The 18690-nt window shown below is 71.0% G+C and carries 16 protein-coding genes; 12 read left to right on the top strand and 4 right to left on the bottom strand.

The features are described from left to right. Nucleotides 1-94: 94 nt before the first annotated feature. Nucleotides 95-841 carry a MerR family transcriptional regulator gene (locus AB0I15_RS62030; protein WP_358118895.1) on the top strand — a complete coding sequence of 249 codons (747 nt, stop codon included), beginning with the start codon at nucleotides 95-97 and terminating at the stop codon, nucleotides 839-841. Then, entirely contained in the window at nucleotides 838-1311 is a 474-nt protein-coding gene (locus AB0I15_RS62025) for an OsmC family protein (protein WP_358118893.1), read from the top strand. Before AB0I15_RS62030 ends, AB0I15_RS62025 begins: the two co-directional genes overlap by 4 nt. A 13-nt stretch (nucleotides 1312-1324) precedes the next feature. On the opposite strand, the gene AB0I15_RS62020 is transcribed toward AB0I15_RS62025, so the two are convergent. Beyond that, complete coding sequence (locus AB0I15_RS62020; protein ID WP_358118891.1) at nucleotides 1325-2059, bottom strand: TetR/AcrR family transcriptional regulator; 735 nt, start codon at nucleotides 2057-2059, stop codon at nucleotides 1325-1327. 91 nt (nucleotides 2060-2150) lie between these two features. On the opposite strand from AB0I15_RS62020, the gene AB0I15_RS62015 reads away from it, so the two are divergent. Together AB0I15_RS62015 and AB0I15_RS62010 are read left to right on the top strand one after the other, a co-directional pair. Next, nucleotides 2151-2897, top strand: a complete 747-nt coding sequence (locus AB0I15_RS62015; RefSeq protein WP_358118889.1) for a siderophore-interacting protein — start codon at nucleotides 2151-2153, stop codon at nucleotides 2895-2897. Further along, complete coding sequence (locus AB0I15_RS62010) at nucleotides 2795-3526, top strand: ChbG/HpnK family deacetylase (protein ID WP_358118887.1); 732 nt, start codon at nucleotides 2795-2797, stop codon at nucleotides 3524-3526. Before AB0I15_RS62015 ends, AB0I15_RS62010 begins: the two co-directional genes overlap by 103 nt. Before the next feature lie 360 nt (nucleotides 3527-3886). Here AB0I15_RS62010 and AB0I15_RS62005 read toward each other — a convergent pair whose 3' ends face one another. Further along, entirely contained in the window at nucleotides 3887-4168 is a 282-nt protein-coding gene (locus AB0I15_RS62005; RefSeq protein ID WP_358118885.1) for a DUF3040 domain-containing protein, read from the bottom strand. Between the two features lie 134 nt (nucleotides 4169-4302). Here AB0I15_RS62005 and AB0I15_RS62000 point away from each other — a divergent pair, with 134 nt between their 5' ends. The 8 genes from AB0I15_RS62000 to AB0I15_RS61965 all read left to right on the top strand — a co-directional run bounded on the left by AB0I15_RS62000 (nucleotide 4303) and on the right by AB0I15_RS61965 (nucleotide 15235). Further along, nucleotides 4303-5334 (top strand): Rv2578c family radical SAM protein, encoded by a 1032-nt coding sequence (locus AB0I15_RS62000; protein ID WP_358118884.1) that lies wholly within the window; start codon nucleotides 4303-4305, stop codon nucleotides 5332-5334. A gap of 242 nt (nucleotides 5335-5576) precedes the next feature. Then, the gene (locus tag AB0I15_RS61995; protein WP_358118882.1) at nucleotides 5577-6005 is read left to right on the top strand and encodes a hypothetical protein; all 429 of its coding nucleotides are present in this window, start codon (nucleotides 5577-5579) and stop codon (nucleotides 6003-6005) included. 494 nt (nucleotides 6006-6499) lie between these two features. Beyond that, entirely contained in the window at nucleotides 6500-7078 is a 579-nt protein-coding gene (locus AB0I15_RS61990) for a hypothetical protein (protein ID WP_358118880.1), read from the top strand. Between the two features lie 645 nt (nucleotides 7079-7723). Next, on the top strand, nucleotides 7724-8131 hold the full coding sequence (locus AB0I15_RS61985; protein ID WP_358118878.1) for a RidA family protein: 408 nt from the start codon (nucleotides 7724-7726) through the stop codon (nucleotides 8129-8131). A gap of 167 nt (nucleotides 8132-8298) precedes the next feature. Continuing rightward, nucleotides 8299-10299: a translation factor GTPase family protein gene (locus tag AB0I15_RS61980; RefSeq protein ID WP_358118877.1), complete on the top strand. Its 2001-nt coding sequence runs from the start codon at nucleotides 8299-8301 to the stop codon at nucleotides 10297-10299. An 87-nt stretch (nucleotides 10300-10386) separates the two neighbouring features. Continuing rightward, the gene (locus AB0I15_RS61975; RefSeq protein ID WP_358118875.1) at nucleotides 10387-10509 is read left to right on the top strand and encodes a hypothetical protein; all 123 of its coding nucleotides are present in this window, start codon (nucleotides 10387-10389) and stop codon (nucleotides 10507-10509) included. Nucleotides 10510-10610: 101 nt separating this feature from the next. After that, entirely contained in the window at nucleotides 10611-13727 is a 3117-nt protein-coding gene (locus AB0I15_RS61970; protein WP_358118873.1) for a PDZ domain-containing protein, read from the top strand. A 161-nt stretch (nucleotides 13728-13888) separates the two neighbouring features. Beyond that, on the top strand, nucleotides 13889-15235 hold the full coding sequence (locus AB0I15_RS61965) for a glycosyltransferase family 4 protein (protein ID WP_358118871.1): 1347 nt from the start codon (nucleotides 13889-13891) through the stop codon (nucleotides 15233-15235). Here AB0I15_RS61965 and AB0I15_RS61960 read toward each other — a convergent pair. Beyond that, a complete protein-coding gene (locus AB0I15_RS61960) occupies nucleotides 15216-16175 on the bottom strand; it encodes a trypsin-like peptidase domain-containing protein (protein WP_358118869.1) in 960 nt (319 codons plus the stop codon). The two genes, AB0I15_RS61965 and AB0I15_RS61960, sit on opposite strands and share 20 nt — an antisense overlap. 112 nt (nucleotides 16176-16287) lie before the next feature. Continuing rightward, complete coding sequence (locus AB0I15_RS61955; RefSeq protein WP_358118867.1) at nucleotides 16288-18456, bottom strand: tetratricopeptide repeat protein; 2169 nt, start codon at nucleotides 18454-18456, stop codon at nucleotides 16288-16290. Nucleotides 18457-18690: the final 234 nt, after the last annotated feature.

Genomic DNA, 18690 nt, shown 5'->3' with positions numbered 1-18690 from the left:
CGAGCCCGGCGGCGGTGAACGTGCGAGACTGCGGGCTTGAGTCTCCAGTGGGTGGCTTGAGTCTCCAGTGGGTGGAAGGTGCAGGCTCCCAGTCGTGAGTGACGGGCTTGACACGATCGGCGCGCCGGCCCGCCGTACCGGTCTGCCGGTGCGGACGATCCGGTTCTGGTCCGACAGCGGCGTACTGCCGCCCACCGGCCGCTCGGCGGGCGGTTACCGCCTCAACGACGAGGCCGCCCTGACCCGGCTCGACCTGGTGCGCATGCTGCGCGAGCCGGGGACCGGGCTGGAGGCCGTCCAGGAGATCCTGGCGCGGCGGGTCACGGTGGCCGAGCTGGCGCGGGTGCGCGTACGGGCCGAGGACGCGGAGGTCCGGGCCCTGCTGGCGCGCCGTGCCGTACTGCACCTGATCTCCGAACGTGGCGCCACCGACGAGGAGACCCTGATGTTGCACAGACTCGCCCAGTGGTCGGCCGCCGAGCGGCGGGAGATCGTGACGGAGTTCGTGTCGGGCACGTTCGCCGGGATCCCGCTGGACGGCGACGCGGAGATCATCGCCGGCTGGATGCGCGAACTGCCGGACTCCCCCTCCCCCGCGCCGGCGGCCGGGGTGGCTTCCGGCTCGGCCGAGGCCGGGCGGGTCCTGGACCGGGTGGTCGGCGTTCGCGTGGGTGATCGCGGCCCTGCGAGCCCGCGCAACGACCTGAGGTCTCGGCCGTCGCGTACCTCGCCGCGGCCGAGCCGGCACCACCGGGTGAGGTCGGCCGCCTTCGCTGTGGGAACGTGCAGGGAGCAGCCGTCACCCGGGCTGCACGGACAACGAGAGGACGAGCGCCGATGAGCCGCCGGCACACCTACCAGACCGTCGTGACCTGGACAGGCGACAAGGGCACCGGCACCAGTGGCTACCGCGACTTCGGGCGCGAGCACGAGCTGTCCGCCGAGGGCCCGCCCGTCATTCCGGGCAGTTCCGACCCGGCCTTTCGCGGCGATCCGGCGCGGTGGAATCCCGAGCAGCTCCTGGTGGGTTCGCTGTCGCAGTGCCACATGCTGTGGTACCTGCACAAATGCGCCATGGCGGGGGTGGTGGTGACGGCGTACGAGGATCGGGCGAGCGGCACCATGGCCGAGTCCGCGGACGGCGGTCACTTCACCGAGGTGGTGCTGCGGCCCGTGGTGACCGTGTCCGCGCCGGAGATGGCCGAGGCGGCGCTCGCCCTGCACGCCGACGCCCACAGGTCGTGCTTCATCGCCGCCTCCGTCAACTTCCCGGTCCGCCACGAGCCGGACATCCGCACGCCCGGCTCGTGACCGGCGCACGCCGCTACGACGCCGGAGCGCGCCCGGCCGCGGCGTCGTAGTCGAGCCCGAGCCTGGGGGCGATCTCCCGCAGGCACTCCTCGTAGACCGGGCCCAGGTCGGAGTAGGCGAAGTCGAGCTGGTTGAGCACCTCCATGCAGAGCAGCCCGTACAGCCTGATCCAGCACGACAGGAAGACGTGGACGGCCTCCACCGGCAGGCCCACCCCGGTCGCGGCCGTGTACGCCCGGAGCTGCTCCCTGATCGACGGGTCCAGCTCCTCCGGCGCGGGCACCGGGAAGGGGCGGGCCGTCCACAGCTCGGTGATCTCCTCGAGGAAGACCTGCTCGAAGTCGCGCCCGGCCAGCTCGCGCGGTGAGTCCGGCCGCCGCTCGCTGGTGATCGGGCTGGCGAACACCCAGCCGAACTCCGCCCGGTGCGTGATGGCCCACGTCCGCATCGCCCGGCAGGTCGCGAGCAGCCGCCTGGCGTGATCACCCGCCGGGTACGAGTCCCGCGCCGCCTCCATCACCGCCGTCAGCTCGCGGAAGAAGTCGGCCGTCACCGCCCCCACCAGCTCCTCGTGCCCGGCGAAGTAGTGGTAGAGGGCCGGCCCGCTCATCCCCATCTCCCTGGCCACGGCGTTGATCGTGACGGCCGCGGGCCCCTGCTCGATGAGCAGCCTGCGCGCGGCCGCGCGGATCTCCGCCAGCGTCGCCTGCCGCACCCTGTCACGCCTGCTGACGCCCTGCGTGGCCATCGCCCACCTTCCTCGTCGGTCCGTTGACATCCTAGGGCATCTATGTTTCCTTAATGACTCTAAGCAAATCTACTGCCATTAAGGACATGTCATGGCACGCAACCCCCTGGCGAGCGCGTTTGCCAAATACGTGATGGAGGCGCGGGTCACCGACGCCGAGCTCGTCACGCCCACGATGCGGCGCATCCGCCTGGCGACCGGCGTCCCGATCGCCTTCCCCTACCGGCCCGGCCAGCACATCAGGGTCCAGATCAACGACCCGCTGTCGGTGTACGGGATCCTGCGGCCGGCCGACACGCTGCGCACGTACACGATCTGGGAGCTCACCGCCGACCGGCGGGCGCTGGAGCTGCGCGCCCACCTGTACGACGGCGACGGCATCGGCCTGCGCTGGGCTCGGGAGGCGGCGCCGGGGGACGCGGTGACGTTCTGGTGGCCGCAGGGCGACTTCTTCACCCGCGACGAGGCCCCGTTCCACCTGTTCGCGGGCGACGAGACGGCCGCCGCGGCGTTCGGGCCGATGCTGCGGGCGCTCGGGGCGGGCGCTCGAGTGCACGGGGTGCTGGAGAGCGAGTCCGCCGCGCACGATCTGCCCATGCCGGGCCCGTACGAGCTGCGCCGCGCGCACCGCCGGGGCGCGTCCGCCGCGTCGTCGAACACGCTGCTGGCCGCCGTGGCCGACCTCGACCTGCCGGGCGACACCGGGGCCGCCTACGTGGCGGGCGAGGCGCGTACGTGCCAGATGATCCGGGATCACCTGGTCCGCGAGCGCAACTGGCCGCGTACGTCGATCAAGGTCAAGCCGTTCTGGACCCCGGGCAAGCGGGGCCTGCACTGAAAACCGATGGGATCGGCCTCACGCGCCGCCCCTGGGGGCCGCTGGCGCCCAAGGAGCGGGTGGCCTCGCTCCTCGACGAGTCGGGCGGGTTCTACCCGCATGAGCGCATCCCCGACCTGCTGGCCGCCGCCCGCATCGAGGAGGTCGAGCTGGAATTCCGCGCCCAGCTCGCCGCCGTGACCGACGCGGGGCTGACCCCGGGCCACCTGGACTGGCACTGCCTGGCCGACGGCGGCCGGCCCGACATCTTCGACCTGACCATGGCCCTGGCCGGCGAGCACGGGCTGGCGGTGCGGGCCTGGCTCGACCCGTCACGCCAGAAACTGCGGGCGCGCGGCCTGCCGGCCATCGAGCACGACTTCCTCGACAGCTTCAGCCTGGACCTCGACGACAGGGCGGAGGCGTACGCGCGGCTGCTGCGCGAGCTGCCGCCGGGGCTGAGCGAGTGGGCCGTCCACCCGGGGCTGGACGACGCGGACGCGCGGGCGGCCGACCCCGGCGGATGGCCGGTGCGGCACGGCGACCACGCGTTCCTCACCTCACCACGGGCACGCGAGCTGGTACGGCGAGAAGGGATCACGGTGATCGGCTACAGCGCCCTGCGAAGGGTTTGGGCGGAACACTCCTAACCCTGCTCGACCTTCACCCTGCCCGTCCACCCCAGAGCCGCCCCGCGACCGCCGGCCACACTCGTCTTCGCCCACACTCGTCTTCGCCCACGCTCGTCTTCGCCCACGCTCGTCTTCGGCCTGAACGAGGACGACGGCACCTTCGTCACCCTCGACCCTGCCGGCGACAGCGCCACCCAGCTCCCCGATGGCACCTACGAGGTCGATCTCACCGATCCAGGCTGACGCGAACACGAAATCCATCATCCGCCCCGAGCACAGCAAGACCGCCAAGCGCGTCGGCGACTTGGCGGGCAATGACCCTTTTCGGGGACACGCATAAGCGCGGAACCCTCTGCGAGGGCGGGTGGATGATGACGGCTAGATGACGGAGGCCAGGGCCATGGCCGCGGCGGCCTCGTGACGGAGAACCATGATCAGAAGCGTGGCGACCAGCGTGGCGATGAGCAGCCAGCTGATCAGGATGATGACCGTCGAGCGGCGTGGCCGGCGCCTGACGCCGGGTTGGCCCGTCGACCTCGCCTCGCTGCGACGGACCCGCTCGTTGAACGACTCGAGCCGTGCGACGAGTCGCGGATCGTCGTCGACGAGGCGCTGCTCGATCTCGGCCAGCATCCGCTCCTCGTCCTGCGACCAGGCCATAGGTGCACCTCCGGAACGCAAGCTCTGTGGCGTCTATCTGCCCAACCCTGAAGATCATTAGCCCCCGCCTGACCAGGTAATTGCAACCTCTTTTCGGTTTGCGATCACGCTCGAACTTGCGTTCTAATCATGGCATGCGCTGGGACAACCTGCGCCTGGCCGCGCCCGGCCAGGACGATCCGGCCGTGCCGCTGTTCGCTCGCGGCGCGGTCACCCGCACGTTCGACACGCCCGAATTCAAGGGGATGACCTTCTACGAGATCCGCGCCAAATCCATCATCAACCGGGTTCCGGGGGCCAGCCGGGTCCCGTTCGAGTACACGATCAACCCGTACCGCGGGTGCAGTCATAGCTGCGTTTACTGTTTTGCCCGAAAAACGCACGAATATCTAGATTTGGATGCCGGTGCGGACTTCGACAGCAAGATCGTGGTCAAGGTCAACGCCGCCGAGCTGGCCCGCAAGGAGCTGGCCTCCCCCCGCTGGGGCGGCCACCACGTGGCCATGGGCACCAACGTCGACTGCTACCAGCGCGCCGAGGGCCGCTACAAGCTGATGCGCGGCATCCTGACGGCGCTCCGCGACGCCGCCAACCCGTTCTCCATCCTCACCAAGGGCACGCTGATCCTGCGCGACCTCGACCTGCTGACCGAGGCCGCCGACGTGACCGACGTGAGCGCCAGCGTCTCTGTCGGCTTCACCGACCCGGACCTGTGGCGCGCCGTGGAGCCGGGCACCCCCAACCCGGGGCGGCGCCTGGAGACCTGCGCCGCCCTCAACGACAACGGCATCGCCTGCGGCGTCCTGATGGCCCCGATCCTCCCCTACCTCACCGACTCCCCCGACCAGCTCGAGCGCACGGTCAAGGAGATCGCCGCCGCGGGCGCCACCCACGTCGTCCCCATCGTCCTGCACCTGCGGCCCGGAGCCCGGGAGTGGTGGCTGAGCTGGCTGTCGCGCGAGCATCCCCGGCTGGTGCCGCGCTATCTGGAGCTGTACGGCCGGGGCGCCTACGCGCCGAAGGCGTACCAGCAGCGCCTCACGACCCAGGTGAGAGAGCTGGCCGAGCGCCACGGCGTCGGCCGCGCCACCCCCGCCATGGCCCACCGCCTCCCACCCCGCCCCCCACCCGCCGACCCCGAACCGGAGCAACTCCGCCTCCTCTGACCCGGGCACGCACAGAAGGGCAGGGCACCGTTCGGATGGCAGCCCCGCGAAAGGGGCCGCGCGCGGCTTCGACCTGTCCTGTCGACCACACCAAGCTCCTGACCCCGCGTTCACCGCCTTTCGACCCACCCGACCGATCTCACGGCGATTCATCCCTTGACTCTGGACTCAGGTCCAGACTTTACGGTTTGCGTGAGGCGCCACAGGCGCGCTCCGCCAACCCACTCAAGAGGAGACCCGCCGTGGACATCCCCGCCGCTTCCACGCCCATCGTCTGCGACATGACCACCGCCCCCGACACCGCGCAGCAGCGCCTGGACGAATACCGGAGCCTGTTCGGCCGGCACCTCGTCGGCCGCGAGAAGACGGCCCAGGGCATCCGCTTCCGCCTGCACGCCGAGCCCGGCGTGGCGGCGTGGGTACGAGACCTGGCCGCGCGGGAGAAGGCGTGCTGCGTGTTCTTCGCCTTCGATGTCACCGTCGAGGGCGAGCAGGTGATCTGGGACTGCGCGGTCAGCGACGACGACACCGCCCGCGCCATCCTGGAGGAGTACTACCTGCTGCCCGACACCACTCCCCAGAGCCCGGCCGAGCTGTCCGACCGGCTGTCCGCCAAGGGCCTGAACTTCATCACCGACCCGGCCGACCCCCTCCGCCACACGGCCGGTTGACCCCACCACGCCGGCAAAGCAAGCCTCTCCGCCCCACAACCATCTCGACTGCGGCGCTCGCACCCGACACCCAGGCACAGGGCCACCGCCAAGCCACGACCCAGAACATCACCCTGATCAGCACTGGGTTCCCTCGCCCTGAACGCGCCCACCACCGAGCAACCTGTGCGAGCCGTGCCCCGGGCGGTACAACCCACCCGAGGCGTCCTCCCGCCCGACGGGGCAGCTCGGGCGACGACGGCATGGCACACCGGGGCCGACGTGGAGAGGTGACGGGGCAACGGGCTGGCCGGGGCGGGCTGGCGACGCGGGGTCGCGGGGTCGCGACCAGGCCGACCCGGGACCTAGCGGGGTCGGGGACTGGCGGGGTCGCGGTTGAAAGTTTCAGGGGGTGACGTGCGCGGATGTCGTGGGGCGGACGTGGTGCTGGTGCCGGTCGCTTGGCGGGTTCTAGGGTGACGACCCCTACCCTTCGGCCGCGAGAGGGATCGACCATGGCACTGCGCCCCCGTCACCTCCCCGAGACACTCCGCACCGGTCGCCGCCTCCTTCGTTTCGTCCTCGCCCTCGTCCTGGCGCTGGCGGCCACCGCGACCGCGCTCACCCCCGCGGCGTACGCCGACACCTATCGCACCGCGACGTCGACGGGATCGGGCCCCAACTGGTCCGCCGGAGCGGCGAACGCCGAGGCCAACGCTCGCGCCGCGCTGAACCAGCAGGCCGTCCAGGCAGGCGAGGTCTGCCCGAACGTGTCCGTCTCGTCCACCCACGTCTACACGGCCCCGGACGGCTCGGCGTACATCTTCCAGGCCACCGCCTCAGGGACCTGCGTCTCGCAGCCCCCGCCGCCCCCGCCGCCGTCGTACACGGTGCCGCGCACCGAGACCCGCCAGGCGGGCGGGGCGACCACCTATGCGGCCATCCAGAGCGGCTCGCAGGCGGCCCGCGCGGCGATCCTCGCCGTGGGTGTGGCGTGCACGGGCTGGACGACGACGACAGCGCTGGTCTGGGCGGCTCCCGGCAGCGTCTGGTACATCTACGACGTCACAGTCTCGGCCACCTGCACCAACTGACTCCGCCAACCCGCTGGCCCACGGAGCTTGCTGGCCCCACTGAGCCCACTGGCCTTGCTGCCCCACTGAGCCTGCTGGCCCACTGAGCCTGCTGACACACGCCACCCGCACCTTCAACCAGGCTGTGCCCACTGCCAGGCCATCCTTTCTGCCGAGCCATGCCTTGTGCCAAAGCCATGCCTTCCGACAGGCCGCCACCCAGGCAGCCGTCACCGAAGCCACCGTCCGCACACATCAAGCCGCACACATCAGCCGCACGGTCAGGCGCGCCGCCAGCCGTGCGGTCGGCACGTGGTATGGCATGCAGCTAGGCGGGCCGTCCAAGCGGACCGTCCAAGCGGACCGGTCCAGGCGGACCGGTCCAGGCGGACCGTCAGGTGCGGCGTCCGTTTCTCCGTTTGTCGCGCCCAGCCGTTGGGCGATCAGCTGAGGGCCGTCAGCCGGGTCGGGCCACCGTGCCCGGCCCGGGCGGCGGCCTTCGGTGGAGCCGTTTCCTGGGGTCATGAACGCGGCGGGGGTGCGGCTGTGAGCCATCAAGGTGGCGGGTCCACGGGGCAGGTCGTGGTTGTCTTGGCGTCGCAAAGCATAGCAATGCTATGGTTTGGTGAGACGTGGGCCTGCGGGCTCTGACGACATGGAGGCATTGTGGCCATCACCCTGGTGAACCCCGACGGATTGCCGAAGCCCGAGGTGTATCGGCAGTTGTCGATCGCGACAGGGTCGAAGCTGGTGTTCCTCGCCGGTCAGGTCGCTCGTGACGCGGATGGGGGCAAGGTCGGCGAAGGTGATCTCGCTGCTCAGGTCGAGCAGTCGTACCTCAACATCGCCACCGCCCTGGCGGAGGTCGGCGGGTCGTTCGACGATGTGGCGAAGCTGACCGTCTACGTCGTCGACTGGACGCCGGACAAGATGCCCCTGCTGGGCGAGGGGGTCACCCGCGCGGCCGCGAAGCTGGGGATCGACCCGGTCAAGCCGATCACCCTGCTCGGCGTGGCCGCGCTGGGCGAGCCGGACCTGCTGGTCGAGGTCGAGGCCGTCGCCGTCCTCGACTGAACGGGCACCGGCCGGCGCCGGCGGATAAATGGCTGGCCCTCGCGGAGCGGCGGGTGGCAGGATGGGCGGGCACTGCAGGTTGATGATCAAGGAGCATGAGATGCGGCGCCGCCTCGGATTCTCCCAGCGCCCCATTGGCACGAGAGTTCTCGAGGGCTCCTGCATCCATGCACATCCTGAACATCGGCATCCTCGCGCACGTAGACGCGGGCAAGACCAGCCTCACTGAGCGGCTGCTGTTCGAGACCGGCGTCATCGACCGGCTCGGCAGCGTCGACGAAGGTAGCACCCAGACCGACAGCGGCGAGATCGAACGCCGCCGCGGCATCACCATCCGCTCCGCCGTGGCCTCCTTCACCCTGGACGACCTGCGGGTCAACCTGGTGGACACGCCCGGCCACGCCGACTTCGTGGCCGAGGTGGAGCGGGCGCTGGGGGTGCTCGACGGCGCCGTACTGGTGCTGTCGGCCGTCGAGGGCGTGCAGCCGCACACCCGGGTCCTGATGAAGACCCTGCGGAAGTTGCGCCTGCCGACACTGATCTTCGTGAACAAGATCGACCGGGCGGGGGCCCGGGAGCGGGAGCTGCTCGCCGAGATCCGGCGGCGGCTCTGGCCGGCCTGCGTCCCGCTCAACACCGTCCGCGGCATCGGCGGCCCGGCCGCGACCACCCATCCCACCGCCCCGGCCCATCCCACCGCCCCGGCCCACCTCGCCGCCCCGGCCCAGGAGGCGCAGAAGGCTTACGAGGCAGTAGCGACGCACGAAGCTCAGACGTACGAGGCAGCGGCGACGTACGAGATGCAGGCGCTCGAGGCGGCCGAGGTGTTGGCCGAGCGGGACGACGAGTTGCTCGAACTGCTCGTCGAGGGCAAGACCCCCGACCCCGCCCAGGTACGCGCCGCGCTGGCCCGGCAGTGCGCCGCCGGGGTGGCCTACCCGGTGCTGTTCGGTTCGGCGATGACCGGGCAGGGCGTCGGCGCGTTGCTCGACGGCCTCGGCGATCTGCTGCCCGCCGCGCCCCGGCACGACGAAGGGGCCCCGCGCGCCACGGTGTTCGCGATCGAGCGCGCGCCCTCCGGCGAGAAGGTCGCCTACCTGCGGCTCCGCGAGGGCACGCTGCGGGCGCGCGAGCACCTGACGTTCCACCGCGGCGACGGCCACGCGTACGACGGCCGCCTGACCGCAATCGACGTCGTGGGCGTGCCCGGACGGCGGCAGGCCGGGGCCGGTGACATCGTCAGGGCGTGGGGCGTGCCGGAGATCCGCGTCGGCGACCATCTGGGCGAGCCGGGTCCGGCGGGCCAGGCCCACTTCACGCCGCCCAGTCTCGAGACCGTCGTACGCCCCCGCGTACCCGGCCAGGAGCCCCGCCTGCACGCCGCCCTGCTCGCGCTGGCCGAGCAGGACCCGCTCATCGGCACCCGCACGCTCGCCGGCGGCGACACCTCGGTCCTGCTGTACGGCGAGGTGCAGAAGGAGGTCATCGGCGAGACCCTGGCCAGGGACTTCGGCGTCGAGGCCGTCTTCGAGCCGAGCCGGCCCGTCTACTTCGAACGCCCTTCGCGCGCCGGCGAGGCGGTCGAGGAGATCCAGCGCCACGGCCGCAACGACTTCATGGCCACCGTCGGCCTGCGCGTCGACCCGGCGCCGGCCGGCTCGGGCGTCGGCTACCGGCTGGAGGTCGATCTGGGGTCGCTGCCGCTCGCCTTCCACCGGGCGATCGAGGAGAGCGTCCGCGTGGCGCTGCGCGAGGGCCCGCACGGCTGGCCGGTGACCGACGTGACGGTGACGGTGATCAGGACCGGTTACGTCGCCCCGATGACGGTGGCGGCCGACTTCCGGGGGCGTACGCCGATCGTGCTCATGCGGGCGCTGCGCCGGGCGGCCACCACGGTCTACGAGCCGTGCCACCGCTTCGAGCTGGAGGTGCCGCTGGAGACGTTCGGCGCGGTCACGGCGAAGCTGGCGGCGCTGGGCGGCGAGCTGCGCGACACGCTCCGGCGCGACGACACGTGGGTGCTGACGGGCGAGATCCCGGCGGCGGCGGTGCACGTGTTCGAGCAGGCGCTGCCGGGGCTGTCGCACGGTGAGGGGGCGTGGCTGTCCGAGCCCGCCGGGGATCGGCCGATCCGTTCGCACGCCGCCGGAGGCCATACCCCCCAATAGGTGATATGTCGGGTTTAGTCGCTGAATGGGTATTAACGGGCATGGTGTACCAATCGGGTGCATCTCATCCGTGTGGGGGGATTTCCAATGGCTGACACGAAGAAGAAACCGGCCGCCAAGTCCGGCAAGTCGAAGAAGCAGGCCATCAAGAGCAGCAGGCAGGCCAAAGAGACGAAGCGCGAGAGCCGGAAGACGACCGACGAAGGGTGACCACCGGCGGCCGTTCCGGCCGCCTGACGGGTGACATGATCGGACGGCCGGGACGCGGCCCCGCCCGTCCCCCGGCCGTCCGATCGACAGTGGAGCTGCTCATGTCGGCTTACCTGCGCTTCCCCGCCGTCCTCCACGACGTGGTCGTCTTCGCCGCCGAGGACGACCTGTGGATGGTCTCCGCCCAGGGCGGGCGGGCCTTCCGCCTGACCGCCGGGCTCGCCGAGGCCGGCTACCCCCGCATCTCGCCGCGCGGCGACCAGCTCGCGTTCGTCGGGCGCGAGGAGGGCCCGGAAGAGGTGTACGTCATGCCCTCCGGCGGCGGCGCGGCCCGCCGGCTGACCTTCCACGGCGCGCGCTGCACGGTCACCTGCTGGGACCCCGAGGGACGCATCCTGTACGCCAGCGACCAGTCCCAGCCCTTCGAGGGCCGCACATGGCTGCACCGGGTGACGCCCGGCGGGGTGCCGGAGCGGCTGCCGTACGGTCCGGCGAACTCGATCGCGTACGGCCCCGGAGACATGATCGTGCTCGGCCGCAACACCGCCGACCCGGCGCGGTGGAAGCGCTACCGCGGCGGCACGGTCGGCGACCTGTGGATCGACCCGAGCGGCGGCGGCGAGTTCCGGCGGCTGATCAGGTTGCCCGGCAACCTGGCCTCGCCCTGCTGGAGCGGCGAGCGGGTGTGCTTCATCTCCGACCACGAGGGCGTCGGCAACGTCTACTCGTGCACCCCCGAGGGCCAGGACCTGCGCCGGCACACCCACCACGACGACTACTACGCCCGCAACCTGTCGAGCGACGGCCGGCGCCTGGTCTGGCACGCAGGCGGCGACCTGTTCCTGATGGACCCCGACGAGCGGCCCCGCCGCCTCGAGGTGCGGCCGGCCAGCTCCCGGACGCAGCGCAACCGCAGGTTCGTCGAGGCCGCCGACTATCTGGAGAGCGCCTCGCTCAGCCCCGACGGCAGCGCGCTGGCGGTCACGGCGCGCGGCAAGGCGTACGCGATGGCGGACTGGGAGGGCCCCGTACGCCAGCACGGCTCCCCCGACGGCGTCCGCTATCGCTTCCTGACCTGGCTCAACGACGGCGAGCGGCTGATCGCGGCGGCCAGCGACGACGGCGACGAGGAGAAGCTGGTGATCCTCCAGGGCCGCGAGGGCGGCCCCGGCACGGAGGTGGCCCGGCTGGGCCGGATCAACGCGCTGGTGCCGGACCCGGCCCACGACCGGGTGGCCGTCCTCAACCACCGCCATGAGCTGCACCTGCTCGACCTGGCGACGGGGCGGACGGCGCTGGTCGAGGCCAATCCGCACGGCGCGCCCGAGGATCCGGCCTGGTCGCACGACGGGAGCTGGCTGGCGTACGCGAGCCCGCTCAACGCCCAGAGCGCCGCGATCAAGCTGCACCACCCCGAGACGGGCCGTACGGTCCAGGCCACCGAGCCGGTGCTCGAGGATTCGAGGCCGGCGTTCGACCCCTGCGGCCGTTACCTGTACTTCATCGGCCAGCGCGTCTTCTCCCCCGTCTACGACCAGCTCCAGTTCGATCTGGGCTTCCCGCTGGGCACCCGCCCGTACGCGGTGGCGCTGCGCGCGGACGCGCCGGACCCGTTCGTGCCCCGGCCGCGCCCCCTGGAGGAGAAGGACGACGACGAAGAGGACAAGGACGAGGAGCCCGAGCCGCTGCGGATCGACCTCGACGGGCTGGCCCGCCGCGTGACCTCCTTCCCGCTGCCCGAGGGCCGCTACCAGCGGGTGGCGGGACTGAAGGGCAAGGCGCTGATCCTGACCAGCCCCCTGGAGGGCGAGGACACGCTGCACCTGTTCGACTTCGCCAAGGGCGAGAGCGAGACGTTCGCCGACGGGGTGAGCGATTTCGAGCTGGGCCGCGACCACAAGACGCTGCTGTACCGGGCGGGCGACCGGCTGCGCGTGGTCAAGGCGGGCGAGGTGCCCGGCGACGAGGAACGGCCGGGGCGCGAGAGCGGCTGGATCGACCTGTCGCGCATCAAGGTGTCGGTCTGCCCGGAGGCGGAGTGGCGGCAGATGTTCCGCGAGGCGTGGCGGCTGCAGCGGGAGAACTTCTGGACCGAGGACATGGCGGGCGTGGACTGGCCGGCCGTGTACGAGCGGTACCTGCCGCTGGTGGACCGCGTGACGACCCGGGGCGAGTTCTCCGACCTGCTGTGGGAGCTGCACGGCGAGCTGGCCACGAGCCACGCGTACGAGAGCGGCGGCGAGTATCGTCCCGGCCCCGACTACAGCCAGGGCAAGCTGGGCGTGGACTGGGACCACCGCGACGGCGTCTACCACATCCGCTCCATCGTGACCGGTGACCCGTGGGATCCGAAGGCCACCTCACCGCTGAACCGGGTCGGCCTCGACGTACGCCCCGGCGACGCCGTCCTGGCCATCAACGGCGCCCCCATCGGTACGGCGGCCACCCCGAACGAACGCCTGGTCAACCAGGCCGGCGAGGAGGTCGAGCTGACGCTGCGCCGCGACGAGCGGGTCTTCACCGCCACCGTGCGCGCCCTCGCCGACGAGCAGCCGGCCCGCTACCGCGACTGGGTCAACCTCAACCGCGCCGAGTGCCACCAGCGCTCCGGCGGGCGGGTCGGCTACCTGCACGTGCCCGACATGGGCACGGAGGGCTTCGGGGAGTTCCACCGGGGGTTCCTGGCCGAGTACGACCGGCACGCGCTCATCGTGGACGTGCGTTTCAACGGCGGCGGTCACGTGTCGGCGCTGCTGCTGGAGAAGCTGTCCAGGCGGCGGCTGGGCTATGACTATCCGAGGTGGGGGGATCCGGAGCCGTACCCGCCGGAGTCGCCGCGCGGCCCGATGGTGGCGATCACCAACGAGTGGGCGGGCTCCGACGGCGACATCTTCAGCCACACCTTCAAGGTGCTCAAGCTCGGTCCCCTGGTCGGCAAGCGCACGTGGGGCGGTGTGATCGGCATCTGGCCGCGCCACCGGCTCGCCGACGGGACCGTGACGACGCAGCCGGAGTTCTCCTTCGCCTTCGACGACGTCGGCTGGCAGGTGGAGAACTACGGCACCGATCCGGACATCGAGGTGGACATCACCCCGCAGGATTACGCGAGGGGCGTGGACACGCAGTTGGAGCGGGCCATCGACGTCGCGCTCGATCTGCTGGCCCAGCATCCCCCGCACACTCCTGATCCCCAGCATCGGCCGCGCATGCAACCTTAACCATCCATCAGGCGTCTAAAGATCATAGGTGGGGATAGCGCACAGGGGATGAACAAAGGTGCACTCCGCCGAAGCGAGACAATGGGCCGGTGGTGGGGCGGGAGCCTTTCCACCGGCCACGTGTGTTGAGACTTCTTCCGGATGAATAGGGGAACCGTCAGGTGCGCGCACTGGCACGCAAGGGCAAGTCGGCGATGGTCCGGCTCTATCGGGGCTACAACCGGCGCAAGGTGCAGAAGGCGCCCCCGCCTTCGACCCGGCAGGTACACATCCTGCTGCTGCACGCCTACGGGATGGGCGGCACGATCAGGACCGTGTTCAACCTGGCCAGCTACCTGGCCGAAGAGCACGACGTCGAGATCGTGAGCATCCTGAAGGAGGCCGACGAGCCGTTCTTCCCGATCGATCCGCGCGTGAAGTTCCGCTTCCTGGACGACCGGCTCCGCCCCGGCCTCGACCCGGTGCGCGCGATGCTGTCGAAGCTGCCCAGCCGGCTCATCCCCAAGGAGGAGGCGGCCTACCACCGCTTCAACCTGTGGACCGACCTCAAGCTGGCCCGCTACATCCGCTCCGTGGAGACCGGCGTGCTCATGGCCACCCGCCCGGGGCTGAACCTGGCGATGGCCCAGTTATCCCTGCCCAGCGTGATCACGATCGGGCAGGAGCACGTGGCCCTGCGCACCCAGCCCGAGGCCATGCAGGAGCTCATCAAGTGGCGCTACCGGCGCCTCGACGCCCTGGTCACGCTCACCAAGGCCGACCTGACGGACTACCGCGAGACGCTGCCGAAGAAGCCGCGCAAGCTGGTCCGCATCCCCAACGCGGTGCCGCCGATGACGGGCGGCGTGGCCAAGCTCGACGCCAAGGTGGCCATCACGGTCGGCAGGATGACCCGGCTCAAGGGCTACCACCGGCTGATCACCGCCTGGGAGACGGTGGCCGCCGCCCACCCCGACTGGAAGCTGCGCATCTTCGGCGCGGGGCCGCAGGAGGAGAACCTGGCCCAGCAGATCGTGGACGCGGGGCTCGAGGGCAAGGTCGAGCTGCCGGGACCGACCGCCGACGTGGGGGCGGAGCTGGAGAAGGCGTCGATCTACGTGCTCAGCTCCCGTCATGAGGGCTTCCCGATGACGATCCTGGAGGCCATGGCGAAGGGGCTGGCGATCGTCAGCTTCAACAGCCCGCACGGGCCCAAGGAGATGATCACGAACGAGGTGGACGGGCTGCTGGTCAAGCCGCGTACGAACGCCAACCTCGCCTCCTCGATCATCCGGGTCATCGAGGACGAGCGGCTGCGCCGCGAACTGGCGGCCGGGGCGCTGGAGACGTCCCACACCTACGACGTGGACGTCATCGGCCGCAAGTGGGACGCGCTCCTGGCCGAACTGCTGGCCCGGCGCGACGGCACGTACGTCAGGCCGCAACGGCCCGCGACCACCGAGCAGAAGCCTGAGGATCCCGCGGAGCAGTCCCGGAGCGCGGCGGAGATCACACCCCCGTGCCCGTGAGCTCCACCGGTTCGGCGATGACGTCCACGAGGGCGCCGTTGCGGTAGACGGTGATCGGCAGCGGCCGTCCGATCGCGTCGGCGAACATCAGCCGCTGCAGGGCCTGCGCGTCGCCCACCGGGTGACGGCCGGCGCTCAGCACGAGGTCTCCGGCGCGTAACCCGGCGCGGTGGGCGGGCGAGCCCGCGACCACCTCGACCACGCGCAGCGCCGCCGCCTGCCCGGTGCGCCGCCGCAACCGCTCGGGCAGCGGCGCCGGGGAGGTGACGAGCCCGAGGAACGCCCGCCTGACCCGGCCGTGCCTGATCAGCGCGGCGATGATGGAGCGGGTCGTGCCGTTCATCGGCACGGCCAGGCCCACGCCGATCCCGGCGACCGCCGTGTTGATGCCGACGACCCGGGCCCGCGAGTCGGCCAGCGCCCCGCCGGAGTTGCCGGGGTTGAGCGCGGCGTCGGTCTGGATGACGTCCTCGATGAGCCGTACGGCCGCGCCGCTGCGCGCGGGCAGCGACCGGCCGAGGCCGGAGACGACCCCGGCCGTCACCGACCCGGTCAGCCCCAGGGGGTTGCCGACGGCGACGACGAGCTGCCCGACCACGAGCTCGTCGCTGTCGCCGAGCTCGGCGGGCGGCGGCGTGGCCATCTGCGACCTGATCACCGCCAGGTCCGACAGGGGGTCGCGGCCGACCACCACGAAGTCGCCCGAGCCGCCGTCGGCGAACGCGACGGTGCCCTCGCGGGAGGAGCCGACGACGTGCGCGTTGGTCAGCAGGAAGCTCGGCGGACCATGGGTGAAGGTCCGGTCCGTCAGGACGTCGTTGGCGTCGATCACCACGGCCGAGCCGCTCCCCCCGTGCACGCGGACGGCGGCGACCTTCGGGAGGAGTTCGGCGGCGACGGACGATACGACCTGGGAGTAGGCGTCGAGGGGGTCGGCCATCAAGACCTCCAAGATGATTACTTGCTTACACATTAACCCCTGAGCCGGCACGAGAGCGGGCCCGCGTGTGCGGATGTCCTGCGACATCGAACCTCGAGCATGTGGCGTGGTCTCAACGCTGCTGGAAAGTCCGGCGGGCGCGCTCCAGATCGTCTCTTGCGCTCTTGGTCAGCTTCTGCTCGGGGCCCATGACGACCTCGAATCGGTTCGCCACCCATGCGTATTCAGCGAGTGCGTCCGCGCTCCGTCCCGCCGCCTCATACGCCGCTGCCAGGCCATGCCGGGTGATCAGGGTGTCGGGGTGATCGGCGCCCAGCACCGCCGCCTGCCTTTCCGCGACGCGTTCATACGTGTGGACGGCCTCATCAGTCCTGCCCGCCGCCTTGTGGGCCCGGGCCAGTTGTCCCTTGATGACCCAGGTCTCGGGATGGTCCGCACCGAACAGTCGCTCATGATCGGCTATCAGCCGCCGGAACAACGTGATCCCTTCCTCCGGCCGGCCCGCCTCGACCTTGGTGCAGGCCTGGAAGAATCGCGCTCCGAGCAGGGCCGCGTGGTCGGGCTCGAGTACCCGCTCCTGGTCGGCCAGAACCTCGTCCAGCAGCGTCACCGCCTCGGATGCCCTGCCTGCCTTCGTGTAGGAGAACGCCGCACAGGCGCGTGACCACAGCGTATCCGGGTGATCATCACCGAGGGTCCGGGCGCGCTCGGCCGCGGCGCGCTGATACAGCGCGGTGGCCTGCGTCGATCCGTCCTCGGATGCGTGGGCGAGGTTGTGCAGGGCAGTGAGCGTGTCCGGATGCTCGGCGCCCAGGAGCTTCTCACGTCCGAGAGCGACGGCTTCGGCGATCGGGACGGCTCTGACCTGGTCGTTGAGATAGATGAGATGGTTGGCCACGGCCTGGCGGACGTGCAGCACGACCTCGGCCGCCGCCCGGACCTGCGCCCGTCCGTCGTCGGGAACCTGGTCCACGGCCTCCCACAGGGCCGTCGCATGGTCGGCCACCGCCATGATCGTCGGGAACTTCCGCCAGGTGTCCCGGTCGGCGACATCCTCGACGGCCGCGCGCAGCCGCCGGGAGGCGGACTCGATCATCGCGGCCAGGGTGCCGTCACGTTCGGCTCGGCCGCGCACCGCACGCCGGACCAGGCGGTGAACGAACGCGGTCGTGTCGTCGCGGCTGAACGTGACCAGCGATCGAGCTGCCAATTCGGCCAACGCCGTCTCCGTCGGCAGGTCGAGCAGGTCGCGCCCGACGCCGGACGTCGACAGCACCGACAGTTCACCGAGGAGCCGCACGGCCGCGGGGCCGATCTCCCCCACCGACAGCATGATCGCCTGTGAGACTCCTCTCGGGTAGGGCTCTCCGCGAGGCCGGGCCAGGAGCACCTCGATGGGGGTGGAACGCAGCCGTGCAAGATAGGCGTCGCACGACAGGCGGGGCGGGCCGACCAGGGCCGCGGCGGCGATCGCCAGGGCGAGGGGCAAGCGGTCCAGCTCCTCGGCAAGCAAGCGGAAGCCGGCGCCGTCGCCTGTGCCCACGCGCGTGCCGAGATACCTCACCGCCTCGTCCGCGCTGAACTGCTCCACCGTGACCAGTGTGCCCAGCCGTTCAAAGGAGTGATCATTCGTGGTGATCAGTACGCGTACCCGGCCGTGCGAGGGGATCAACGGCGCGAGCACGTCGGGGTCCGCCGCATTGTCGGCCACGACCAGGTACGGCTCACGCCGCTCCTGGAGCCAGGCTCTGACCTTGCGCGCCACGGTCGCCGCGTCGTCGGCATCGCCGCGTAACCCGAGTTCGTCGGCCATCCGATCCACGGAACCGTGAAGCTGCTCGACGGTCTCGGCGTGCAGCCACGCCACCGGGACGCCCCGCTCGATGCAGTGCCGGGCATAGGCCGCCGCCAGGTGGGTCTTGCCGACTCCACGTCCCCCGGCCAGCGCGCATACCGCCGCCACGTGGCGCACGGAAAACACCTGTTCAACACGCTCGCTCAGATCCGGCCGCGGCTCGAAGGCCTTCGGCTCGCGCGGCACTTCGCCGATCACCGCTGGTATGGGGCGTAGGTCATTCTTCGGAGCGGGCAGCGGGCTGGTATTCGACCCTGCCTGCCCGGCCCAGATGGCAAGCGGGGTTCCTGGGAGAAGGACCACCAGACCCACGACGATGCTGGTGATGTCCAGTCCGAACCCGCCGACCGCACAGATCCACCAGGCCGTGACCCCGGCCATCGACGGCACCACCGCCGCGATCACGACTTTGGGCCAGCGCGGCATCTCCGCCCTTCCTGCTCACGAACGTATCCGTGCCGAATCCGAACGTCGTACCCGATGAGTGTCACATGCCCATAGCCGCTTGTCGCCGGACGGACAGGCGACCGGATGGGGTGCTCAGCAGTACGCGGTCCGTGCCGCTCTAGTGCCGCGTCAGGCCACGTTTGCCCTCTTCACGATGCGGCGTAGGCGAGGGTTATCGGTGTTGCGGTTTCGCCAGGCGATGTAGCGGCGGAT

The organism is Nonomuraea sp. NPDC050643 (assembly GCF_040654715.1).
GTDB lineage: Bacteria > Actinomycetota > Actinomycetes > Streptosporangiales > Streptosporangiaceae > Nonomuraea.
Note: the sequence above shows the minus strand (reverse complement) of the source record. Positions and strands in the feature narration are given on the sequence as shown.

Excerpts from the sequence above, each read along its gene's own strand:
- AB0I15_RS62025 (WP_358118893.1), top strand. The coding sequence starts at position 838 with ATGAGCCGCCGGCACACCTACCAGACCGTCGTGACCTGGACAGGCGAC.
- AB0I15_RS62020 (WP_358118891.1), bottom strand. The coding sequence starts at position 2,059 with ATGGCCACGCAGGGCGTCAGCAGGCGTGACAGGGTGCGGCAGGCGACG.
- AB0I15_RS62015 (WP_358118889.1), top strand. The coding sequence starts at position 2,151 with ATGGCACGCAACCCCCTGGCGAGCGCGTTTGCCAAATACGTGATGGAG.
- AB0I15_RS62005 (WP_358118885.1), bottom strand. The coding sequence starts at position 4,168 with ATGGCCTGGTCGCAGGACGAGGAGCGGATGCTGGCCGAGATCGAGCAG.
- AB0I15_RS62000 (WP_358118884.1), top strand. The coding sequence starts at position 4,303 with ATGCGCTGGGACAACCTGCGCCTGGCCGCGCCCGGCCAGGACGATCCG.
- AB0I15_RS61990 (WP_358118880.1), top strand. The coding sequence starts at position 6,500 with ATGGCACTGCGCCCCCGTCACCTCCCCGAGACACTCCGCACCGGTCGC.
- AB0I15_RS61980 (WP_358118877.1), top strand. The coding sequence starts at position 8,299 with ATGCACATCCTGAACATCGGCATCCTCGCGCACGTAGACGCGGGCAAG.
- AB0I15_RS61975 (WP_358118875.1), top strand. The coding sequence starts at position 10,387 with ATGGCTGACACGAAGAAGAAACCGGCCGCCAAGTCCGGCAAGTCGAAG.
- AB0I15_RS61970 (WP_358118873.1), top strand. The coding sequence starts at position 10,611 with ATGTCGGCTTACCTGCGCTTCCCCGCCGTCCTCCACGACGTGGTCGTC.
- AB0I15_RS61960 (WP_358118869.1), bottom strand. The coding sequence starts at position 16,175 with ATGGCCGACCCCCTCGACGCCTACTCCCAGGTCGTATCGTCCGTCGCC.
- AB0I15_RS61955 (WP_358118867.1), bottom strand. The coding sequence starts at position 18,456 with ATGCCGCGCTGGCCCAAAGTCGTGATCGCGGCGGTGGTGCCGTCGATG.